Raw genomic sequence first — 15,941 nt, 5'->3', positions numbered from 1 at the left:
GTTAGGCTTGCCAAATCGCGAAACTCTGTCAGTTTCGGCTTATGAACAGTGATGTCAGCACCATCGCCCGCCGGGTGCGGGGCCAGGCGGACGCCTTGCCCGAGCTGTTCGGCCGCTTCGATTTCGACAAGGCGCCCGAGCGCTGGGCGCCCGAAGCCGACGCCGTCAGCGAGCTCAGCCGCGTCCGCAGCATTGACCGCGCGGCCTATCTGGACGATCCCGAGCTGCTCGGCCGCATCCGCGAATATACGATGCTCGGCGACCGCACCGGCGATGCCTATGCCGCGCTGATGCCAAGCCTCGGGTTCCAGCAGACCGTCGCGATGCTGGTCGAGGCGTGCGACAAGGGCATCGACGCGGTTCCCGATGCGCCGCCCGAACTCGCCGCGCTGATCCGCGAGATGGAGCAGAAGCCCGACTGGCTCGACATGACACTGGTCGAAGAAGGCGCCGCCTATGAACGCAATGCGACCGCGAACCTCTCGCCCTTTCTGATCCGCGGCGCGTTCATCGCGACCTTCCTCAACAAATATTCGGCGCTGCCGATGGCGCTGACCGGCACGCTCGGTCAGGCGACCGCGGCGCGGCGCGTCAAGGAGACCGCGACCTTCTTTGCCACGACTGCGCTCCCCGGCGCGCTCGACCGCTTCGGGCCCGGCTTCAAGGCGGCGGCGATGGTGCGGCTGATGCACTCGATGGTGCGCGTCAACGTGCTGTCGCGGCCGGGCATGTGGGACACCGAAACCTATGGCATGCCGATCCCGCAGCTCGACCAGATGCCCGCGGGGCTGATCCCGGTCTATTTTCTGTCGCAGGAGGTGCTCGCAAAGGGCCGCACGACCTTCACCCGGCTCGAACGCGGCCGCGTCGAGCTCGCGCGTTATCGCTGCTATCTGCTCGGGCTGCCCGAGGATCTGCTCGCCGACACGCCGCAGGAGATCGTCCGCATCTGGCGCACGCGCAGCGCGACCTTGCGCTACGAATATGACGATCAGGTCTGCGGCGGGCTGCTGCGCGCGACGATGGATGCCGAGCTGTCGAAGGACAGGTCGCCGAAGGGGCTGGTGAAGCGCCGCCTCGAATATTCGGTCAGCCGCGTCTTTTTCGTGAAAGCCTTCCTCGCCGGTGACGAGGCGCGCGCGGCGAATGTCGGCGTGCCGGTGAAGCGCCGCGATCACCTGATCTATGGCGCGACGATGCTCGGCATTGCGGGGCGCATGGCGGCGTATCGCGTCGCCTCGCGCCTGCCGGTGCTCCGCCACCTCGCCGACCGCCGCCTCGTGCGCCGGATCGAGCGTCAACTCGACGGCTATGGCCGCGCCGAATTCACGTCGAACGCGGCAAATTACAAACCCGCCACGGCGGGTTGATCCGACTTCCAGCCAAGGGATTTTCATGCAGACCGAGCAAGCGACCGTCAACGGCATCAGCATCACCTATGAGGACAAGGGACCGAAGGACGCGCCCGTGATCCTGCTGGTGATGGGGCTGGGCGGGCAATTGACGCTGTGGCCCGACGAGTTTGTCGATGCGCTGAACGACCGCGGCTTTCGCACGATCCGTTATGACAATCGCGACGTCGGGCTGTCGACGCGCTTCGAGGCGGCCGGCGTGCCGAACGTCAAATGGATGATCGTCAAATCGGTGATCGGACTGCCGATCCGGCCCGCCTACACGCTGGCCGACATGGCCGCGGACGGCATTGGGCTGCTCGACCATCTGGGGATTAAGCGCGCCCATGTCGTCGGCGTGTCGATGGGCGGCATGATTTCGCAGCATATCGCGGCGCGCTATCCGGATCGCGTGCTGTCGCTGACCTCGGTGATGTCGACCACGGGCAACCGCCGCCTGCCGCGCGCGCAGAAGGAAGCGATGCAGGTGCTCGCGAACCGCCCGATGAACGGCGACAAGGAGGCGCTGATCGCCTATTCGGTCAACGCCGCGCGCGTGATCGGCAGCCCCGGCTATCCCGCGACCGAGGAACGGCTCCAGCGCCGCGTCCGTGCCGATTTCGAACGCGGCTGGTACCCGCAGGGCGTCGCGCGGCAAATGGCGGCGATTGTCGCCGATGGCGACCGGCGTCCGATTCTGAAAGACATCAAGGCGCCGACGCTCGTCATCCACGGCGAGGACGATCCGCTCGTGCCGCTCCCCGGCGGGCGCGACACCGCGGAGAATATCGCCGGCGCGCGGCTGCTGACGATCCCCGGCATGGGCCACGACCTGCCGCTCGGGCTGGTCGAAACGATGGCCGATGCGATTTCGGAACACGCAAAACAAGTCGCCGTCGCGGCGTAGTTCTCCCCTCCCGCTTGCGGGAGGGGGGTTATTATTTCAGCAACAGCGCCAGCGCCCCTAAGAAGCCCTTCGCCTCGGCCTGACCCGGCCGCGGGACGGCGGGCAGGTAGGCACGGCAATCGAGGCACGACGCCTGCACCGAACCCGCCTGCGTCAGCATCGTCAGATCCTGCACCAGCCGCCGTTCGGTGAGCTGGCGATTCATCGCGGCGATCCCGAACCAGCCGCGCGGCACTGCCGCGGTTTCTTCTTCGGCACCCGACCAACTGGCGAGCATCTTCGAAAACTCGCTCGGCTCGTCCTCGAAATATTTGGCGTGGAAATCGCCGTCGACCTTCGCAAGCTTCGCCGCGGCTTTCAGCGCGTCGGGCAGGCCGCCGAACTGGTCGATCAGGCCGATCTGGCGCGCGGTGCCGCCCGCCCACACGCGCCCTTCGGCGATCGTGCGGATTTTCTCGATCGGCTGCTTGCGGCTCTTGGCGACAAGGCCGGTGAAGCGGCCATAGATGTCCTCGACGCTCGCTTGCGCCAGCGCGTTGAACTCGTCGTTCACCCCGCCGAACACGTCGGGCTGGCCCGACAGCGGGGTGGTCGCGATGCCGTCGGCATTGACCCCGATCTTGGCGAGCGCCTGGTCGAAGCTCGGCAGGATACCGAACACGCCGATCGATCCGGTGATCGTTTCGGGCTCGGCAAAGATGCGGTCGGCGGGGGTCGCAACCCAATAGCCGCCCGACGCCGCGACATTCGCCATCGACACGACGATCGGCAGCTTCTTCGCCTTCGCGGCGAGCAGCGCCTGGCGGATTTCTTCCGACGCCAGCACCGATCCGCCGGGCGAATCGACGCGGAGGACGATCGCCTTGACGCTGCTGTCGGTCGCGGCGTCGAGGATATGCTTTGCAACGGTTTCGCCCCCCGCGACCCCGCTCGGCGCCTCGCCATCGACGATTTCGCCGACGACGGGGACAACCGCAATCGTGCTGCCGCTTGTCGAGGGCGGATTGGCGGCGACCCAGTTTTCGAGCGGGATCGCGTTATATTCCCACGGCTTGCCGTCGTCGGCGGCGCCGCTGATCTCGGCGACGCGGCGGTTGAACGCCATGCGGCTGCCGACCTTGTCGACAAGGCCGGCGTCGATCGACGCTTTCGACAGATCATTGCCCGCAGCCTTCACGGCGCCCGCCGTGTCGGCGATGAAGGCGTCGAGCTTCGCCGCCGGACGCGCCTTTTTGACGTCGGTCAGCCAGTTGTCCCACAGCACGCTGGCATAGGCGAGGTCGGCTTCCTTTGCTTCGGGCGACTGATCGGTGCGCAGGAAGGGCTCGACCGCGCTCTTGAAGGTGCCGACGCGGTAGATATGCGCGGTGACACCGAGGCGATCCATCAACCCCTTGTAATAGAGGCGCGATCCGCCCGGTCCGGCGATCGCGACGCCGCCGATGCCGTCGGCCCAGATTTCGCTCGCGTGCGCCGCGACCTGATAGCTGTCGGTCGTGTAGGCGGTGGCGAAGGCGAGCACCGGCTTTTTCTTCGCGCGCACCTTGTCGACCGCGGCGCCGATTTCGGCGAGCGACACCTGTCCGCCACCGAGGAAGCGGTCGAGGTCGAGCACGACCGAAGTCACGCGCTTGTCGTCGGCGGCAACCTCCAGCGCGTGGACGACGTCGCGGACGCGGATTTCCTTGAGCTGCGCGCCGCCCGACAAGGCCGCGAGCGGATCGACTTCCGAGGGCTGTTCGCTGACGATGCCGTCGAGTTCGATCAGCAGCGCGCCCTGGCTGACGGGCAGGCCGGCGTTGGGGCGGCCCGAAAGCAGGCCGAACAAAGCAACAAAGAACAGCAGCAGGAAGATGAGCGCGAGCGCGTCCTTGATCCCGACGAGCAGGTGCCAGACCTTGCGCGGAAAGCTGGTCGTCGACTTCGGCTTGTCGTCGCCGGGCAGCGGGCGGCGGACGGGGATGGCCCAGGGGCCGGCGGGATCGTTGGGCGCGTTCGCAGTGGTGTCGGTCATGTCCGCAAACCTAGGGATGCGGCTCGCCCTTGGCAATGCACGCTTCGACGGGCGAACACCGACGCCGCACCGGTGACGTCAGAGCCAGCCTTCGCGGCGATACCAGCGCACAGTCTCGGCCAGAGCATCGTCGGTGTCGCGCTCGGGGCGCCACAGCGCTGCGGGCGGACACGCGCCTTCGGTCGCGACCCAGTCGGGATGCGCGATATAGCGCGCGCGGTCGGGGGTCAGCTTGGCGCGGCTGCGGCGCACCAGCTTGTCGAGCCGTCCGCCGGCCCTGAGCAACAAGGCGGGGGTCGCGACCGTCGACAGCCGCTGCCGCCCGACGGCACGCGCGACCGCGCGGGCAAAGCCGCGATGCGACCAGCCGGTGGGCTTGCCGTCGTCGGGCTCGTAAATCTGCCCGATGCTGGCGCCCCGGTCGGCGGCGAGCGTGACGAGCAGCCGCGCAAGCTCATCGACATAAATTGCCGACATGCGCCCGCTCGGCACCAGCGCGATCCCGCGCCGCGCCATGCGGAACAGGTCGAGCATTTCGGTGTCACCGGGGCCGAACACCGCGGGCGGACGCACGATCGTCCAGTCGAGACCGCTTGCCATCACCACCGCCTCGGCGCGCTCTTTCGACCAGCCATAGTTGGAGATGCCGGGTTCGCGCGCCGCGAGCGAGGACACATGGATGAAGCGCGTCACCCCGGCACCGCGTGCGGCATCGACGACATTCGCCGTCGCGGTCGCGTTACCCGCCTCGAACGCCGCGCGGGTAGGCACGTTGACGACCCCCGCGATATGCATGACGACGTCGCTGCCTTTCGCCATCTCGGCAAGGCTGTCCTTGTCATCGAGCGCGCCCGCGACCCACGTCACGCCGTCGCGCGCGGGCTGCGGGCGGCGGGTGAGGGCGCGGACGTGCCAGCCCGCCGCGACCGCATCGCGCATCGTTGCGCCGCCCACGAAGCCGGTCGCGCCGGTCATAGCGAGCACGCGCCTGTCCTGATTCTCCCCGGAACGGGGAGGGGCGCTCACAGCAGCACCATATGGTCGCGGTGGACCATCGCGCTGCGCGGTGCATAACCGAGCGCGGCCTCTTGCGCGTCGCGGCCGAGGCCGACGATGTTCGCGGCGTCGGCACCCGGATATTCGGACAGGCCGCGCGCGATGACGCGCCCGTCGGGGCCGGCGATGTCGAGGATGTCGCCGCGCGCGAAACTGCCGCTGACCGCGGTCACGCCCGCGGCAAGCAGGCTAGCGCCGCCGTGCAGCGCCTTCGCGGCGCCCGCGTCGATCTCGATCCGGCCCTTGGCGGTGAGCCCGCCCGCGAGCCAGGCCTTGCGCGCGCTCGCGCCCTTGTCGGCGACGAACAGGCTGTGGCGTGCTTCGGTCGACAGCGGCCGGTCGATGCGCCCCGACGCGATCGCAAGGTGCGCGCCCGCAGCGTTGGCGATGCGCGCCGCGGCGATCTTAGACACCATGCCGCCCGATCCCATGCCCGATGCCGAACCCGTGTCGGCCATCGCCTCGATGCTCGCGTCGATGCGTTCGATGCGCGCGATATGGACGGCACCGTCCTGCGCGGGGTTGCGGTCGTACAGCCCGTCGATGTCGGACAACAGGATCACCCCGCCCGCCGCTGCAGCTTGGGCCACGCGCGCGGCGAGGCGGTCGTTGTCGCCGAAGCGGATTTCCTCGGTGGCGACGCTGTCATTCTCGTTGATGATCGGCACGACGCCAAGGCTGAGCAGCCGGTCGAGCGTCGCCGCGGCGTTGAGGTAGCGGCGGCGATGTTCGAGATCGTCGAGTGTCACCAGCATCTGCGCCGCGGTCAGCCCTTCGGCGCCCAGCACTTCGGCCCACACCTGCGAGAGTGCGATCTGCCCCGTCGCAGCGGCGGCCTGCGCATCCTCGAGCGTCCCGCGCCCGCCCTTGGCGAGCCCGAGCCGCCGCGCGCCAAGCGCGATCGCGCCCGATGAGACGACGGCAACCTGCTGGCCCGCGCGCGTCCGTTCGGCAATGTCCGCCGCAATCCCGACAAGCCAGTCGCGCCGCACCGCGCCCGACGGATCGACGAGCAAGGCCGATCCGATCTTGACGATCAGCCGGGGGCAGGAGGCGGGCGGAAACAGGCTCATGGCGCCGCCGATAGCGCGCGGTGGGCGTAACGCCAATGCCTAGCTTGGTATCAGCCCGCGATAGGGAGGTTGCTGCGCCGCTCAGCCTTCGGCGGAGTGGCAGACGAATTCGACCAGTCGCCCATCGGGATCGCGAGCGTAGCCCGCATAATAGTGGGGGTGGATATGCGGCGCGAGCGCCGGGGCGCGATCCTGTTGGCCGGCGCTCCCGCTGGCCCGCAAATAGGCATCCTGCACCAGCGCGCGCGTTGGCGCGCCAAATGCATAATGAACATCGATCGAGGGATCGCCGTCTACGATCCAGAAATCGAGCCGGCCTTCGTGACCAAATCCCTTGGCCGGGCCGTCGACGGCAAGTTCATATCCAAGCGGGCCGAGGACGGTGCGATAGAAGGCGACACAATCGTCCATGCGGCGTGTACGGATTTCGAGATGGTCGAGCATGGATTCTTTCCAGATGAGGGTTGGGAAAGCGCAGTCTAGTGCGCGCGTTCGACGATTTTCCGCGTTGATGGACGTCAATTGGCGGGCAATCGGCGAAAATTGCGCCTATCATGCTGAATATGGCCACTACCGACCTTGATCGTTTTGACCGCCAATTGCTGGCCGCGATGCAATCGGACGCGACCGCGACGTCCGAAAAGCTCGCGGAGACGATTGCCCTGTCGCCGTCGGCGATCCAGCGCCGGTTGCGGCGGCTTCGCGATCTTGGCGCTATTGTCCGCGAAACCGCCATCCTCGACCCCCGCTTTGTCGGCAACCCGACCCTTTTTGTGGTCGCGCTTCAAGTCGAGCGCGAACGCCCCGAGCTGCTCGCGCAACTCCGCCGCTGGCTCACGGCGGAAGACCATGTTCAACAGGCCTTTTATGTGACGGGCGAGGCCGATTTCATCCTGATCGTCACCGCGCCGAGCACGGAGGAATATGATGCCCTGATGACGCGACTGGTAAGCGAAAATGCCAATGTCCGACGCTTCACCACCAACGTCGCGCTCGGCGTGGTCAAAAGAGGGTTGATGATACCGATCGCCGAAGATTGAATCGATTGCGGAAAATCCGCTTGGCGCGCGGCAGCATTGCCAAAATCCCGCGCGGGACAGTCGCGAAACACGGCCGGCCGTTCCAGAGCGATGATAAAATCGCGACATGGAACAGATATCCCGGCATCCCGACGATCTGATGTCCGATCGGCCCACGTCGCTTGTCGATCTGCCGTTGCTCGCGGAGCGATGCGGCGTCGCAAAAATATGGGCGAAACTGGAAAGCGAAAGGCCACTCGGCAATTTCAAATCACTGGGCAGTGCGCATGCCGCGCTATGGGCGCTCGCAACGGTGACGGGGCACGATGACGTGCCGACCTTTCTGGCCCGCCTGCCCATGCCGCTTCCCACGCTGGTGTGTGCGAGCGACGGCAATCACGGTCTGGCGGTCGCCGCCGTCGCGCGCCGCGTCGGCGCGCCGGCTCGCATCTATCTTCCCGCCGCGGTGGGCGGAGCCCGTGCGGCACGGATCGAGACGATGGGGGCCACCATCATTCGTGTCGAAGGAACCTATGACCAGGCGGTCGCCGCTGCTGCCGCAGCAAGCGACGGGGTGCGAACCCTGCTCATCGCCGACACGACCGACGATATGGACGACCCGGTCGTTGCCAAGGTCATGGAGGGATATGGACGGATCGCACTGGAAATTCGCGCCCAACTTCGTGCCGATGGATCCGCTTATCCCACCCACGCCTTTATTCAGGCGGGCGTCGGCGGGCTCGCAGCCGCGATGGCGGAAGGACTCTGCCCGTATGAAGAGGGGCTCTGCCAATTGGTCACGGTCGAGCCGCAATCGGCGCCGTGTGTCGAACGGGCCCTGCGAAATGGTTCACCGATCCTCGTGCCCGGGTCGCTCGAAACCTCGGCCGAAATGCTGTCCTGCGGACTCGCATCGGCCCCCGCGGTGGCCTCGCTGCTTCGATACGGCGCCGAGCCGCTGCTGGTCGACGAAGGCGTGATCGAGGAAGCGGTAGAATTGCTCGATCTTGCGGGCGGTCCCCGGACCACCCCGTCGGGGGCAACGGGTCTGGCCGGCCTTCTCCATGTTTCGCGCGATACGGAGGCAGGGGTGCGGTTAAAGCTCGATCGCGAGTCCCGCATCTTGCTTGTCGTAACCGAGGGTGTCTGACGCAGCCCAATCAGGATGGGCGCCTGTGTTGCGTCACTGGTCCCCGCCGAAAGTGTAGCTGAGCGCGACACCCGCCGACGGCTGGCTCCGCGATCCAAGCTCGCGCGTCACCGGCGAATCGGCCGCATCGCCGACGAGACGGTCGTAACGGCCGTAAACCGCGATGCCCCAGCGCTTGCCGAGCATGCGGTGATAGCCCGCGGCGACGCCGACCGACTGGACGCCGCCGCCCGGATCATAGGCGGGCAGGCCCGACGTTACGGCGGCCGCGGGCGTCACGCCGAAATAGGCGCGCGTATATTTGGCGTCGCCCAGCGTCACGCGCGGGCCGATTGAGAAGAGCCAGTCGTCGCCCTGCCGAGCGACATAATCGGCGCTGACTTCGCCGGTCCAGCCCTTGTGACCGCTCAGCCCCTTGCGCCCCTCAAGGCGAAGGCGGAGTTCGGGGGTGAGATGAACCTGCCCGAACGCGCCGGCCTCGATCGACAAACCGACCTTGGGCAGGTCGGCGCCGATATCGGACGCCGTGCGCTTCCCGATGAAGCCGAAAGCCGGACCAAAGGCGAAATTGCCCGAACGGATCAGCGGCGAGCCGAAGCTCTCGTCAGGCGCCTCGAATGTGAACTCGCTATCGCGGGTGCGCGAGACATCGACGTAGGGACCGACGCTGAACTTGTCCGCGCCCGGCCATGACGGCGACAACTGCGGCCCGAGGATGATGCGCGTGCGCTTTTCTCCGCCCTCATTGCCTTCCTGCGCATTTGCCGGGACAGACGCCAGCGTGAGCGCGGTAAGGAACAGGGCGGGAAACTTGTTGCGATCGGTCATGCGAAATCCTTGTTGTTCCGCATGAAATTCCCAGCGGTAGTGTTTCGTTCCTAGACCGGCGACCAGCCCGGGGCTTCGTCGCTTTCGTCCTCGCCGGGTTCGGGGTGGCCGATCGCCTCGAGCAGCTTGTCGAGCACCTCGGGCACGCCGGCGCCGCTCGCACCCGAGAGCGCCATCACCGGATGCCCGCTTTCCGCGGCGAGTTCGGCTGACAGCGCGGCGATCAACTCGTCGTCGAGCGTGTCGATCTTGTTCAGTGCGACGATCACCGGCTTGTCATTGAGGTCGGCGCCATAGGCTTCGAGTTCGTCGCGCACGATGCGGTAGCTGGTGGCGACATCCTCGTCGTTCGCGTCGACGAGATGCAGCAGCACGCGGCAGCGTTCGATATGGCCGAGGAAGCGGTCGCCGACCCCGGCGCCTTCGGCGGCGCCCTCGATCAGCCCGGGGATGTCGGCGACGACGAATTCATTGCCCTTGTGACTGACGACGCCGAGCTGCGGGCGCAGCGTCGTGAAGGCATAGGCGCCGACCTTCGCCTGCGCATTGGTGACGCCGTTGATGAAGGTCGACTTGCCCGCATTTGGTAGGCCGACAAGGCCGGCGTCGGCGAGCAGTTTCAGCCGCAGCCACACCCACATTTCCTCGCCCGGCCACCCCGGACCGTGCTGGCGCGGGGCGCGGTTGGTCGATGTCTTGTACGACGCGTTACCGCGCCCGCCATCGCCGCCGCGCAGGAAGACGAGCTGTTCGCCTTCCTTGGTCAGGTCGGCGAGCAGGCTGCGATCCTCGTCATCGTCGAGAATCTGCGTGCCGATCGGAACCTGGATGACGAGGTCGGGGCCGCCCGCGCCGGTGCGGTCGCGCCCCGCGCCGGGGGTGCCGCGCTTCGCCTTGAAATGCTGGGTATAGCGAAAATCGATCAGCGTGTTGAGGCCCGCGACCGCTTCGAAAATCACGTCGCCGCCCTTGCCGCCATTGCCGCCGTCGGGGCCGCCATATTCGACATATTTTTCGCGCCGGAAACTGACGGCGCCGGGGCCGCCGTCGCCGGACTTGATGAAAATCTTGGCTTGGTCGAGGAAATGCATGGCGGGGCCTTCAGGGCGGAAACGAGAGACTAAACATTCAATCCCGTTCGTGTCGAGCGAAGTCGAGACACCCGGCAGCATGGCGCCAAGCCGAGGGGCATCTCGACTTCGCTCGATGCGAACGGGGATCGGGGATGCGGCCCCTTAGCGCGCGCGCAACAAAATTGCCAGCGGCTTAGCCCTGCGGCTTCCCGCCATGCTCGACCCAGAATTTGGCGATGCGTCCGGTGATGAGTTCGGTCGCGAGCACGCGCGAGGTATCGCGCGGCAGGTCGAGCGCCTCGGCCATCGGTCCGCCGAGCTGCGCGTCGCCCAGCGCCATCAGTACCAGCGCGAGTGTATCTTCGTGCATCAGGCGCTTTTCGTGCGCGTCGGGCGACATGCCATCGATCAGCTTGTGGATCGCATCGACGATCGGATCGAGCGCATCGTCATTGCCCGTCGCCGCCATCCATGTCGCGAGCGCGCCCGCGCCGCCCTCGTTAAAGGCATCGAAGGCGAGATCGACGATTTCGCGCACGTTACGTTCGCCGGGCGGCGATTCGGCCATCTTCCTGCCGATCGTCGCGCACACCGTTTCGGCCTGATAGGCGGCGAGCGCCTTTTGTAGCCCCGCCGCGCTGCCGAAATGGTGGAGCAGGTTCGCGTGCGTGCGGTCGATGCGCGCCGCCACGGCCTTCAGCGTCACCGCCGCCGGTCCCGTTTCGACCAGAATCTGACGCGCAGCCTCGAGCGCCGCCGAACGGCTTTCCTCGGGACTCAAACGCTTCTTCACTATTGACATATGTGTAAGTAAACCCTATTGCTGGCCCGTCTCCCCTTTTCGACGGTATGAGCCATATGTCCAGCCTTTCCCAGTCGCCGACGCCCGCCGATCTTTCGATCACCCCGCGCGATATGCGCTTTGGCCGCGACGACAAACAGGGCCGCTGGTGGCTGAACGGCGACCCGATCGCCTCGGCGTTCCACACCGCATTGTCGGTGACCTTTCCGCGCGGCGAGGCGATGTTCATCGAGGCGGTGAAGGCGCACCGCGACGGCGTTCCCGACAAGCTGGCGCGCGAAATCCGCGCCTTCACACAGCAGGAAGTGATCCACAGCCGCGAACATGTCGTCTTTAACAAAAAGGCGGCGGAAGCGGGATACGATCTTTCGGAGCTTGAGGATGACGTGAACCAGGTTCTCGACCTCATCAAGACGCGCCCGCAGATCGTCAACCTGATGGCGACGATAGCGCTCGAACATTATACCGCGATGATGGCGGCGGTGATGCTGCGCGAGGACAAGATGTACGCCGGCGCCGAGCCCGAATGGGCCGCGCTGTGGAAATGGCACGCGATCGAGGAAATCGAGCATAAGGGCGTCGCCTACGATACATGGCTCCACGCGACGAAGGACTGGAGCCGCTTCCGGCGCTGGCGCGCCAAGTCGCTGATGATGATCCTCGTCACCACGCGTTTCTGGCCGAAGCGCGTGAAGGGGATGAAGGCGCTGCTGCGTCAGGACGGCCTGACCGGCTGGCGCGTCACCGCGCGCATCTGGTGGTATCTGCTCGGGACGCCCGGGGTGCTGCGCAAGAGCTTCTTCCCCTGGCTTTCCTATTTCATGCCCGGCTTCCATCCGTGGAACCACGACGACCGCGCGCTGATCGGGAAATATGAAAGCGACTATGCCGATGCGATCATGCCGGCGCATTCGTCGAAACCCGAATTGGCCGCCGCCGCCTGATCGCCCTTCTCCGCGGTTGCGGCGGTCCAGAGCGGTTCTCTCTCCCTGCTTCTGGGCCGCCTCATCCGCGGAGAGGTGACGTCAAAGCCGCTGGACGCCGCCGATGCGGTCTCATATCCCTTCATGCGTGGAGGGACCAATGCAGCCACATATGACCGCGGCCGAAGTCACGCAGTTCGAGCTGCAACTTGCGGGGCGTTCATCCTTGCTCGAATTCGGTTGCGGCGGCAGCACGGTGGTGGCGGCGCGGCAAGTGCGGCGGATCGTCAGCGTCGACAGCGATCCCGCCTGGCTGGCCAAGGTCCAGGCCGACGTCAGGCGCGAAGTCGTCGAATTCACACCCTTTCACGTCGACATCGGCCCCGTCGGCGAATGGGGCTATCCGGCGGATGAAAGCCGGATCCGCGACTGGCCGCATTATCACACCGATATATGGCGCAATGTGCAGGGCAGCCCCGATGCGGTGTTGATCGACGGGCGCTTTCGGGTCGCGTGCCTGTTGCAGGCGATCATCCACTGCAAACCCGACTGCGTCTTTCTGTTCCACGATTTTCAGGACCGGCCGCAATATCATGGCGTGCTCCGCCATGTCGACGTGCTGGCGCGCGTCGACACGCTCGCGGTGATGCGCGCGAAGCAGCAGGTCGACGGCACCGCGGTGCTGCACGACCTGTTCGACCATTATCTGATCCCCGATTGACCGCCCGCGCCCGCTTCGGCACACCCGCGCGCATGTCCGTCAAAGCTTTTACTGCGCCCCCCGTCATCGAGACCGAACGCCTTCGCCTGCGCCCGGGGCGCCTGTCCGACAAGGATGTCCATATTGCGATGTGGGCCGACGAACGCGTTACGCGCTTTATCGGCGGCGAGCCGCGTGCGCCCGACGTCAGCTGGGGCAAGTTCCTGAGCTCGGCCGGGCTGTGGCCCGTCATGGGGTTCGGCTATTGGGTGTTTGCCGACCGGTCGAGCGATGCGCTCGTCGGCATGGGCGGGCTAAGCTATTTCTGCCGTGGTATGCCCGAGCTCGAAGGAATGCCCGAGGCGGGCTGGGCGTTCGACGCCGATCATTGGGGCGCGGGCTATGCGACCGAAGCGATGACCGCCGCGCTCGGCTGGGCCGACGCGAACCTCGACGCCAAGGAAGTGCGCTGCATCATCGACCTCGGTAACGACGCGTCGGAACGCGTGTCGGCGAAGCTCGGCTTTCGCCGCATCGGCGAAAGCGACGCATTGGGGCATGTCGTCGCGATCTATTCGCGGCCCAAAGGCGGTTAAAGAATATGCGTCGCCCCCGCGAAGGCGGGGGCCGCTATCGGCCTTGTCCGGCGCCACAGCGTAAAACGACAGCGGCCCCCGCCTTCGCGGGGGCGACGTCTGTTTTCAAACGGCCTCAACCACCAGCACGTTTCCGTCGGCGCCGACGACCCGGACCTTGCTGCCCTCGGCCACATCGGGACCGCGCACCGGCCATTCGCCGTCGCCGACCTTCGCGCGGCCGCGCCCGTCCTCGATCGCCTGGGTCACCGTCAGCACTTCACCGATCAGGCGGCCGCCGCGCTGGTTGAGATGCGGGTCGGCCGACGTGATCGGGTTCGCTTTCAGCCAGCGGCGCGCGCCATAGAGTGCGATGAACGACAGGACGGCAAAAACGCCGAGCTGTACGGGAATGGTCAGCGGGACGATCCACGCGATCGCGCCGGTGACGATCGCGGCGGCACCCAACCAGATCAGGAAGAACCCCGGCGCGACGATCTCGGCGGCGGCGAGCAGCACGCCGAGCGACAGCCACGCCCAATGCGGTTCCATGTTCGTCAGCCAGTCGGGCATGTCAGGCTTCCTTGCGTTCGAGCGCGTCGCGCGCGAGCTCGCCGATCCCGCCCAATGTGCCGATCAGCTGCGTCGCCTCGACCGGGAAGAGGATCGTCTTCGCGTTCGGGCTCGTTGCGAACTGGCTCACCGCCTCGACATATTTCTGCGCGATGAAATAATTGATCGCCTGCGCGTTGCCGCCCGCGATCGCGTCGGACACCATCTGCGTCGCCTTGGCTTCGGCCTCGGCCTCGCGTTCGCGCGCCTCCGCGTCGCGGAACGCGGCTTCGCGGCGGCCCTCGGCCTGCAGGATCTGGCCCTGCTTCTCGCCCTCGGCGCGCAGGATTTCCGACGCCCGCATGCCTTCGGCTTCGAGGATGTTGGCGCGCTTTTCGCGCTCCGCCTTCATCTGCCGCGCCATCGCGTTCGAAATGTCGGCGGGCGGCCGGATGTCCTTGATCTCGACGCGGGTGATCTTGACCCCCCACGGCGACGTCGCCTCGTCGACCACGACCAGCAGTCGCGCATTGATATGGTCACGCTTCGACAGCGTTTCGTCGAGGTCCATCGACCCCATCACGGTACGCAGGTTCGTCGTCGTCAGGTTCATGATCGCCAGATACAGGTCGCTGACCTCATAAGCGGCCCGCGCCGCATCGAGCACCTGGAAAAAGACGACGCCGTCGACCGCGACCATCGCATTGTCCTTGGTGATGATTTCCTGGCCGGGAATGTCGAGCACCTGCTCCATCATATTCACCTTGCGACCGACGCGGTCGAAGATCGGCATGATGAAGTTCAGTCCCGGCTGCGCGGTGTGCGTGTAGCGGCCGAAGCGTTCGATCGTATAGGCAAAGCCCTGCCGGACCGGGGTCAGCGCCCAGATCAGGAACACCAGTGCCAGAACTACCAGTGCAAGTGCGAAATACATCGAATACCCCCTCAGCAATTTCCGTCTGCAACCGCCTTCCTTATTGCGGCAATGGTCCGGCTGCGCCACAGAAAAGCATATGACGCCAAGTGACTATCCGCCGCGCTCGCTGCTCTATGTCCCCGGATCGAACGCGCGCGCGCTCGAAAAGGCGGGCGGGCTTGCCGCTGACCTGCTGATCATCGACCTTGAGGATGCGGTGCCCGCGGACCGCAAGCACGAAGCGCGCGCTGCGATGCGCGTTGCGGTGGCGGCAGGCTTCCCGGGCAAGCGCGTGGCGGTGCGCGTGAATGCGACGGGAGCGGCCGAACAGGCGGCCGACATCGCCGCGATTGCCGGGCTGAAGCTCGACGCGCTGGTGCTTCCGAAAGTCGATGCGCCGTCCGATCTCGACCCGCTGCGCGGCCTCGGTCTGCCGGTCTTCGCGATGATCGAGACGCCGGCGGCGATCTATGCCGCGCGCGACATCGCCGCCGATCCGGCAGTCAGCGGCTTGATCGCCGGGCTCAACGACCTCGCGCACGAACTCAAACTGCCCGACGGGATGGACCGCGGCGCGATGAGCCATGCGATCCAGGCGATCGTCCTCGCTGCGCGGGCGGGCGGCGTCTGGGGTTTCGACGGCGTCTATAATGCGATCGACGATGCTGCTGGTTTTGCGGCCGAGGCCGCCGAAGGGCGGCGGCTCGGCTTCGACGGCAAGACGCTGATCCACCCGTCGCAGGTCGATCCGTGCAACGTCGCCTTTGCCCCGTCCGAACGCGAGGTCGCGGCCGCCGAGGCGCTCGTCGCCGCGGCGACGGGCGGGGCGCAGCGCCACGACGGGCGGATGATCGAGGACATGCATGTCGCGGCGGCGCGGGCGCTGCTCGAACGCGCCGGGCTAGCCTGACGCCGCCGTTCGTCTTTCGACGAACGCGCCTTGCCGGAGCGCGGCGGAAATG

The 15,941-nt window shown here is 66.6% G+C and carries 17 protein-coding genes; 8 read left to right on the top strand and 9 right to left on the bottom strand.

Annotated elements, in window-relative coordinates; translation table 11 throughout:
* The first annotated feature begins 41 nt into the window (after positions 1–41).
* Together ATE70_RS05595 and ATE70_RS05590 are read left to right on the top strand one after the other, a co-directional pair.
* Entirely contained in the window at positions 42–1,370 is a 1,329-nt protein-coding gene (locus ATE70_RS05595) for an oxygenase MpaB family protein (RefSeq protein ID WP_058536914.1), read from the top strand.
* A 25-nt stretch (positions 1,371–1,395) separates the two neighbouring features.
* A complete protein-coding gene (locus ATE70_RS05590) occupies positions 1,396–2,298 on the top strand; it encodes an alpha/beta fold hydrolase (protein ID WP_058536913.1) in 903 nt (300 codons plus the stop codon).
* Between the two features lie 31 nt (positions 2,299–2,329).
* On the opposite strand, the gene sppA is transcribed toward ATE70_RS05590, so the two are convergent.
* The 4 genes from sppA to ATE70_RS05570 all read right to left on the bottom strand — a co-directional run bounded on the left by sppA (position 2,330) and on the right by ATE70_RS05570 (position 6,885).
* Positions 2,330–4,312, bottom strand: a complete 1,983-nt coding sequence (gene sppA, locus ATE70_RS05585; RefSeq protein ID WP_082639989.1) for a signal peptide peptidase SppA — start codon at positions 4,310–4,312, stop codon at positions 2,330–2,332.
* Positions 4,313–4,390: 78 nt separating this feature from the next.
* Positions 4,391–5,287: an NAD-dependent epimerase/dehydratase family protein gene (locus ATE70_RS05580; RefSeq protein ID WP_058536912.1), complete on the bottom strand. Its 897-nt coding sequence runs from the start codon at positions 5,285–5,287 to the stop codon at positions 4,391–4,393.
* Positions 5,288–5,334: 47 nt separating this feature from the next.
* The gene (gene proB, locus ATE70_RS05575) at positions 5,335–6,441 is read right to left on the bottom strand and encodes a glutamate 5-kinase (RefSeq protein ID WP_058536911.1); all 1,107 of its coding nucleotides are present in this window, start codon (positions 6,439–6,441) and stop codon (positions 5,335–5,337) included.
* An 81-nt stretch (positions 6,442–6,522) separates the two neighbouring features.
* Complete coding sequence (locus tag ATE70_RS05570) at positions 6,523–6,885, bottom strand: hypothetical protein (protein WP_058536910.1); 363 nt, start codon at positions 6,883–6,885, stop codon at positions 6,523–6,525.
* Between the two features lie 119 nt (positions 6,886–7,004).
* Here ATE70_RS05570 and ATE70_RS05565 point away from each other — a divergent pair, with 119 nt between their 5' ends.
* Both ATE70_RS05565 and ATE70_RS05560 read left to right on the top strand, forming a co-directional pair.
* Positions 7,005–7,481: an Lrp/AsnC family transcriptional regulator gene (locus ATE70_RS05565; protein ID WP_058537032.1), complete on the top strand. Its 477-nt coding sequence runs from the start codon at positions 7,005–7,007 to the stop codon at positions 7,479–7,481.
* Between the two features lie 106 nt (positions 7,482–7,587).
* Positions 7,588–8,610, top strand: a complete 1,023-nt coding sequence (locus tag ATE70_RS05560; protein ID WP_082639988.1) for a pyridoxal-phosphate dependent enzyme — start codon at positions 7,588–7,590, stop codon at positions 8,608–8,610.
* Between the two features lie 33 nt (positions 8,611–8,643).
* On the opposite strand, the gene ATE70_RS05555 is transcribed toward ATE70_RS05560, so the two are convergent.
* The 3 genes from ATE70_RS05555 to ATE70_RS05545 all read right to left on the bottom strand — a co-directional run bounded on the left by ATE70_RS05555 (position 8,644) and on the right by ATE70_RS05545 (position 11,313).
* A complete protein-coding gene (locus ATE70_RS05555; protein WP_058536908.1) occupies positions 8,644–9,438 on the bottom strand; it encodes a MipA/OmpV family protein in 795 nt (264 codons plus the stop codon).
* Between the two features lie 50 nt (positions 9,439–9,488).
* Positions 9,489–10,529, bottom strand: coding sequence for a GTPase ObgE (obgE, locus tag ATE70_RS05550; RefSeq protein WP_058536907.1), 1,041 nt, complete (start codon positions 10,527–10,529; stop codon positions 9,489–9,491).
* A gap of 175 nt (positions 10,530–10,704) precedes the next feature.
* A complete protein-coding gene (locus ATE70_RS05545; RefSeq protein WP_058536906.1) occupies positions 10,705–11,313 on the bottom strand; it encodes a TetR/AcrR family transcriptional regulator in 609 nt (202 codons plus the stop codon).
* 56 nt (positions 11,314–11,369) lie between these two features.
* On the opposite strand from ATE70_RS05545, the gene ATE70_RS05540 reads away from it, so the two are divergent.
* The 3 genes from ATE70_RS05540 to ATE70_RS05530 all read left to right on the top strand — a co-directional run bounded on the left by ATE70_RS05540 (position 11,370) and on the right by ATE70_RS05530 (position 13,532).
* Entirely contained in the window at positions 11,370–12,257 is an 888-nt protein-coding gene (locus tag ATE70_RS05540; RefSeq protein ID WP_058537031.1) for a metal-dependent hydrolase, read from the top strand.
* 151 nt (positions 12,258–12,408) lie between these two features.
* Positions 12,409–12,957 (top strand): hypothetical protein, encoded by a 549-nt coding sequence (locus tag ATE70_RS05535; RefSeq protein WP_231733433.1) that lies wholly within the window; start codon positions 12,409–12,411, stop codon positions 12,955–12,957.
* 32 nt (positions 12,958–12,989) lie between these two features.
* Positions 12,990–13,532 (top strand): GNAT family N-acetyltransferase, encoded by a 543-nt coding sequence (locus tag ATE70_RS05530; protein WP_058536904.1) that lies wholly within the window; start codon positions 12,990–12,992, stop codon positions 13,530–13,532.
* A 105-nt stretch (positions 13,533–13,637) separates the two neighbouring features.
* Here ATE70_RS05530 and ATE70_RS05525 read toward each other — a convergent pair whose 3' ends face one another.
* Positions 13,638–14,084: an NfeD family protein gene (locus tag ATE70_RS05525; RefSeq protein WP_058536903.1), complete on the bottom strand. Its 447-nt coding sequence runs from the start codon at positions 14,082–14,084 to the stop codon at positions 13,638–13,640.
* 1 nt (position 14,085) lies between these two features.
* The gene (locus ATE70_RS05520; RefSeq protein ID WP_058536902.1) at positions 14,086–14,997 is read right to left on the bottom strand and encodes an SPFH domain-containing protein; all 912 of its coding nucleotides are present in this window, start codon (positions 14,995–14,997) and stop codon (positions 14,086–14,088) included.
* 79 nt (positions 14,998–15,076) lie between these two features.
* Here ATE70_RS05520 and ATE70_RS05515 point away from each other — a divergent pair, with 79 nt between their 5' ends.
* The gene (locus ATE70_RS05515; RefSeq protein ID WP_058536901.1) at positions 15,077–15,889 is read left to right on the top strand and encodes an HpcH/HpaI aldolase/citrate lyase family protein; all 813 of its coding nucleotides are present in this window, start codon (positions 15,077–15,079) and stop codon (positions 15,887–15,889) included.
* Positions 15,890–15,941 lie beyond the last annotated feature (52 nt).

Source organism: Sphingopyxis sp. H053, from assembly GCF_001468225.1.
In the GTDB taxonomy this organism is placed as follows: Bacteria; Pseudomonadota; Alphaproteobacteria; order Sphingomonadales; family Sphingomonadaceae; genus Sphingopyxis.
Note: the sequence above shows the minus strand (reverse complement) of the source record. Positions and strands in the feature narration are given on the sequence as shown.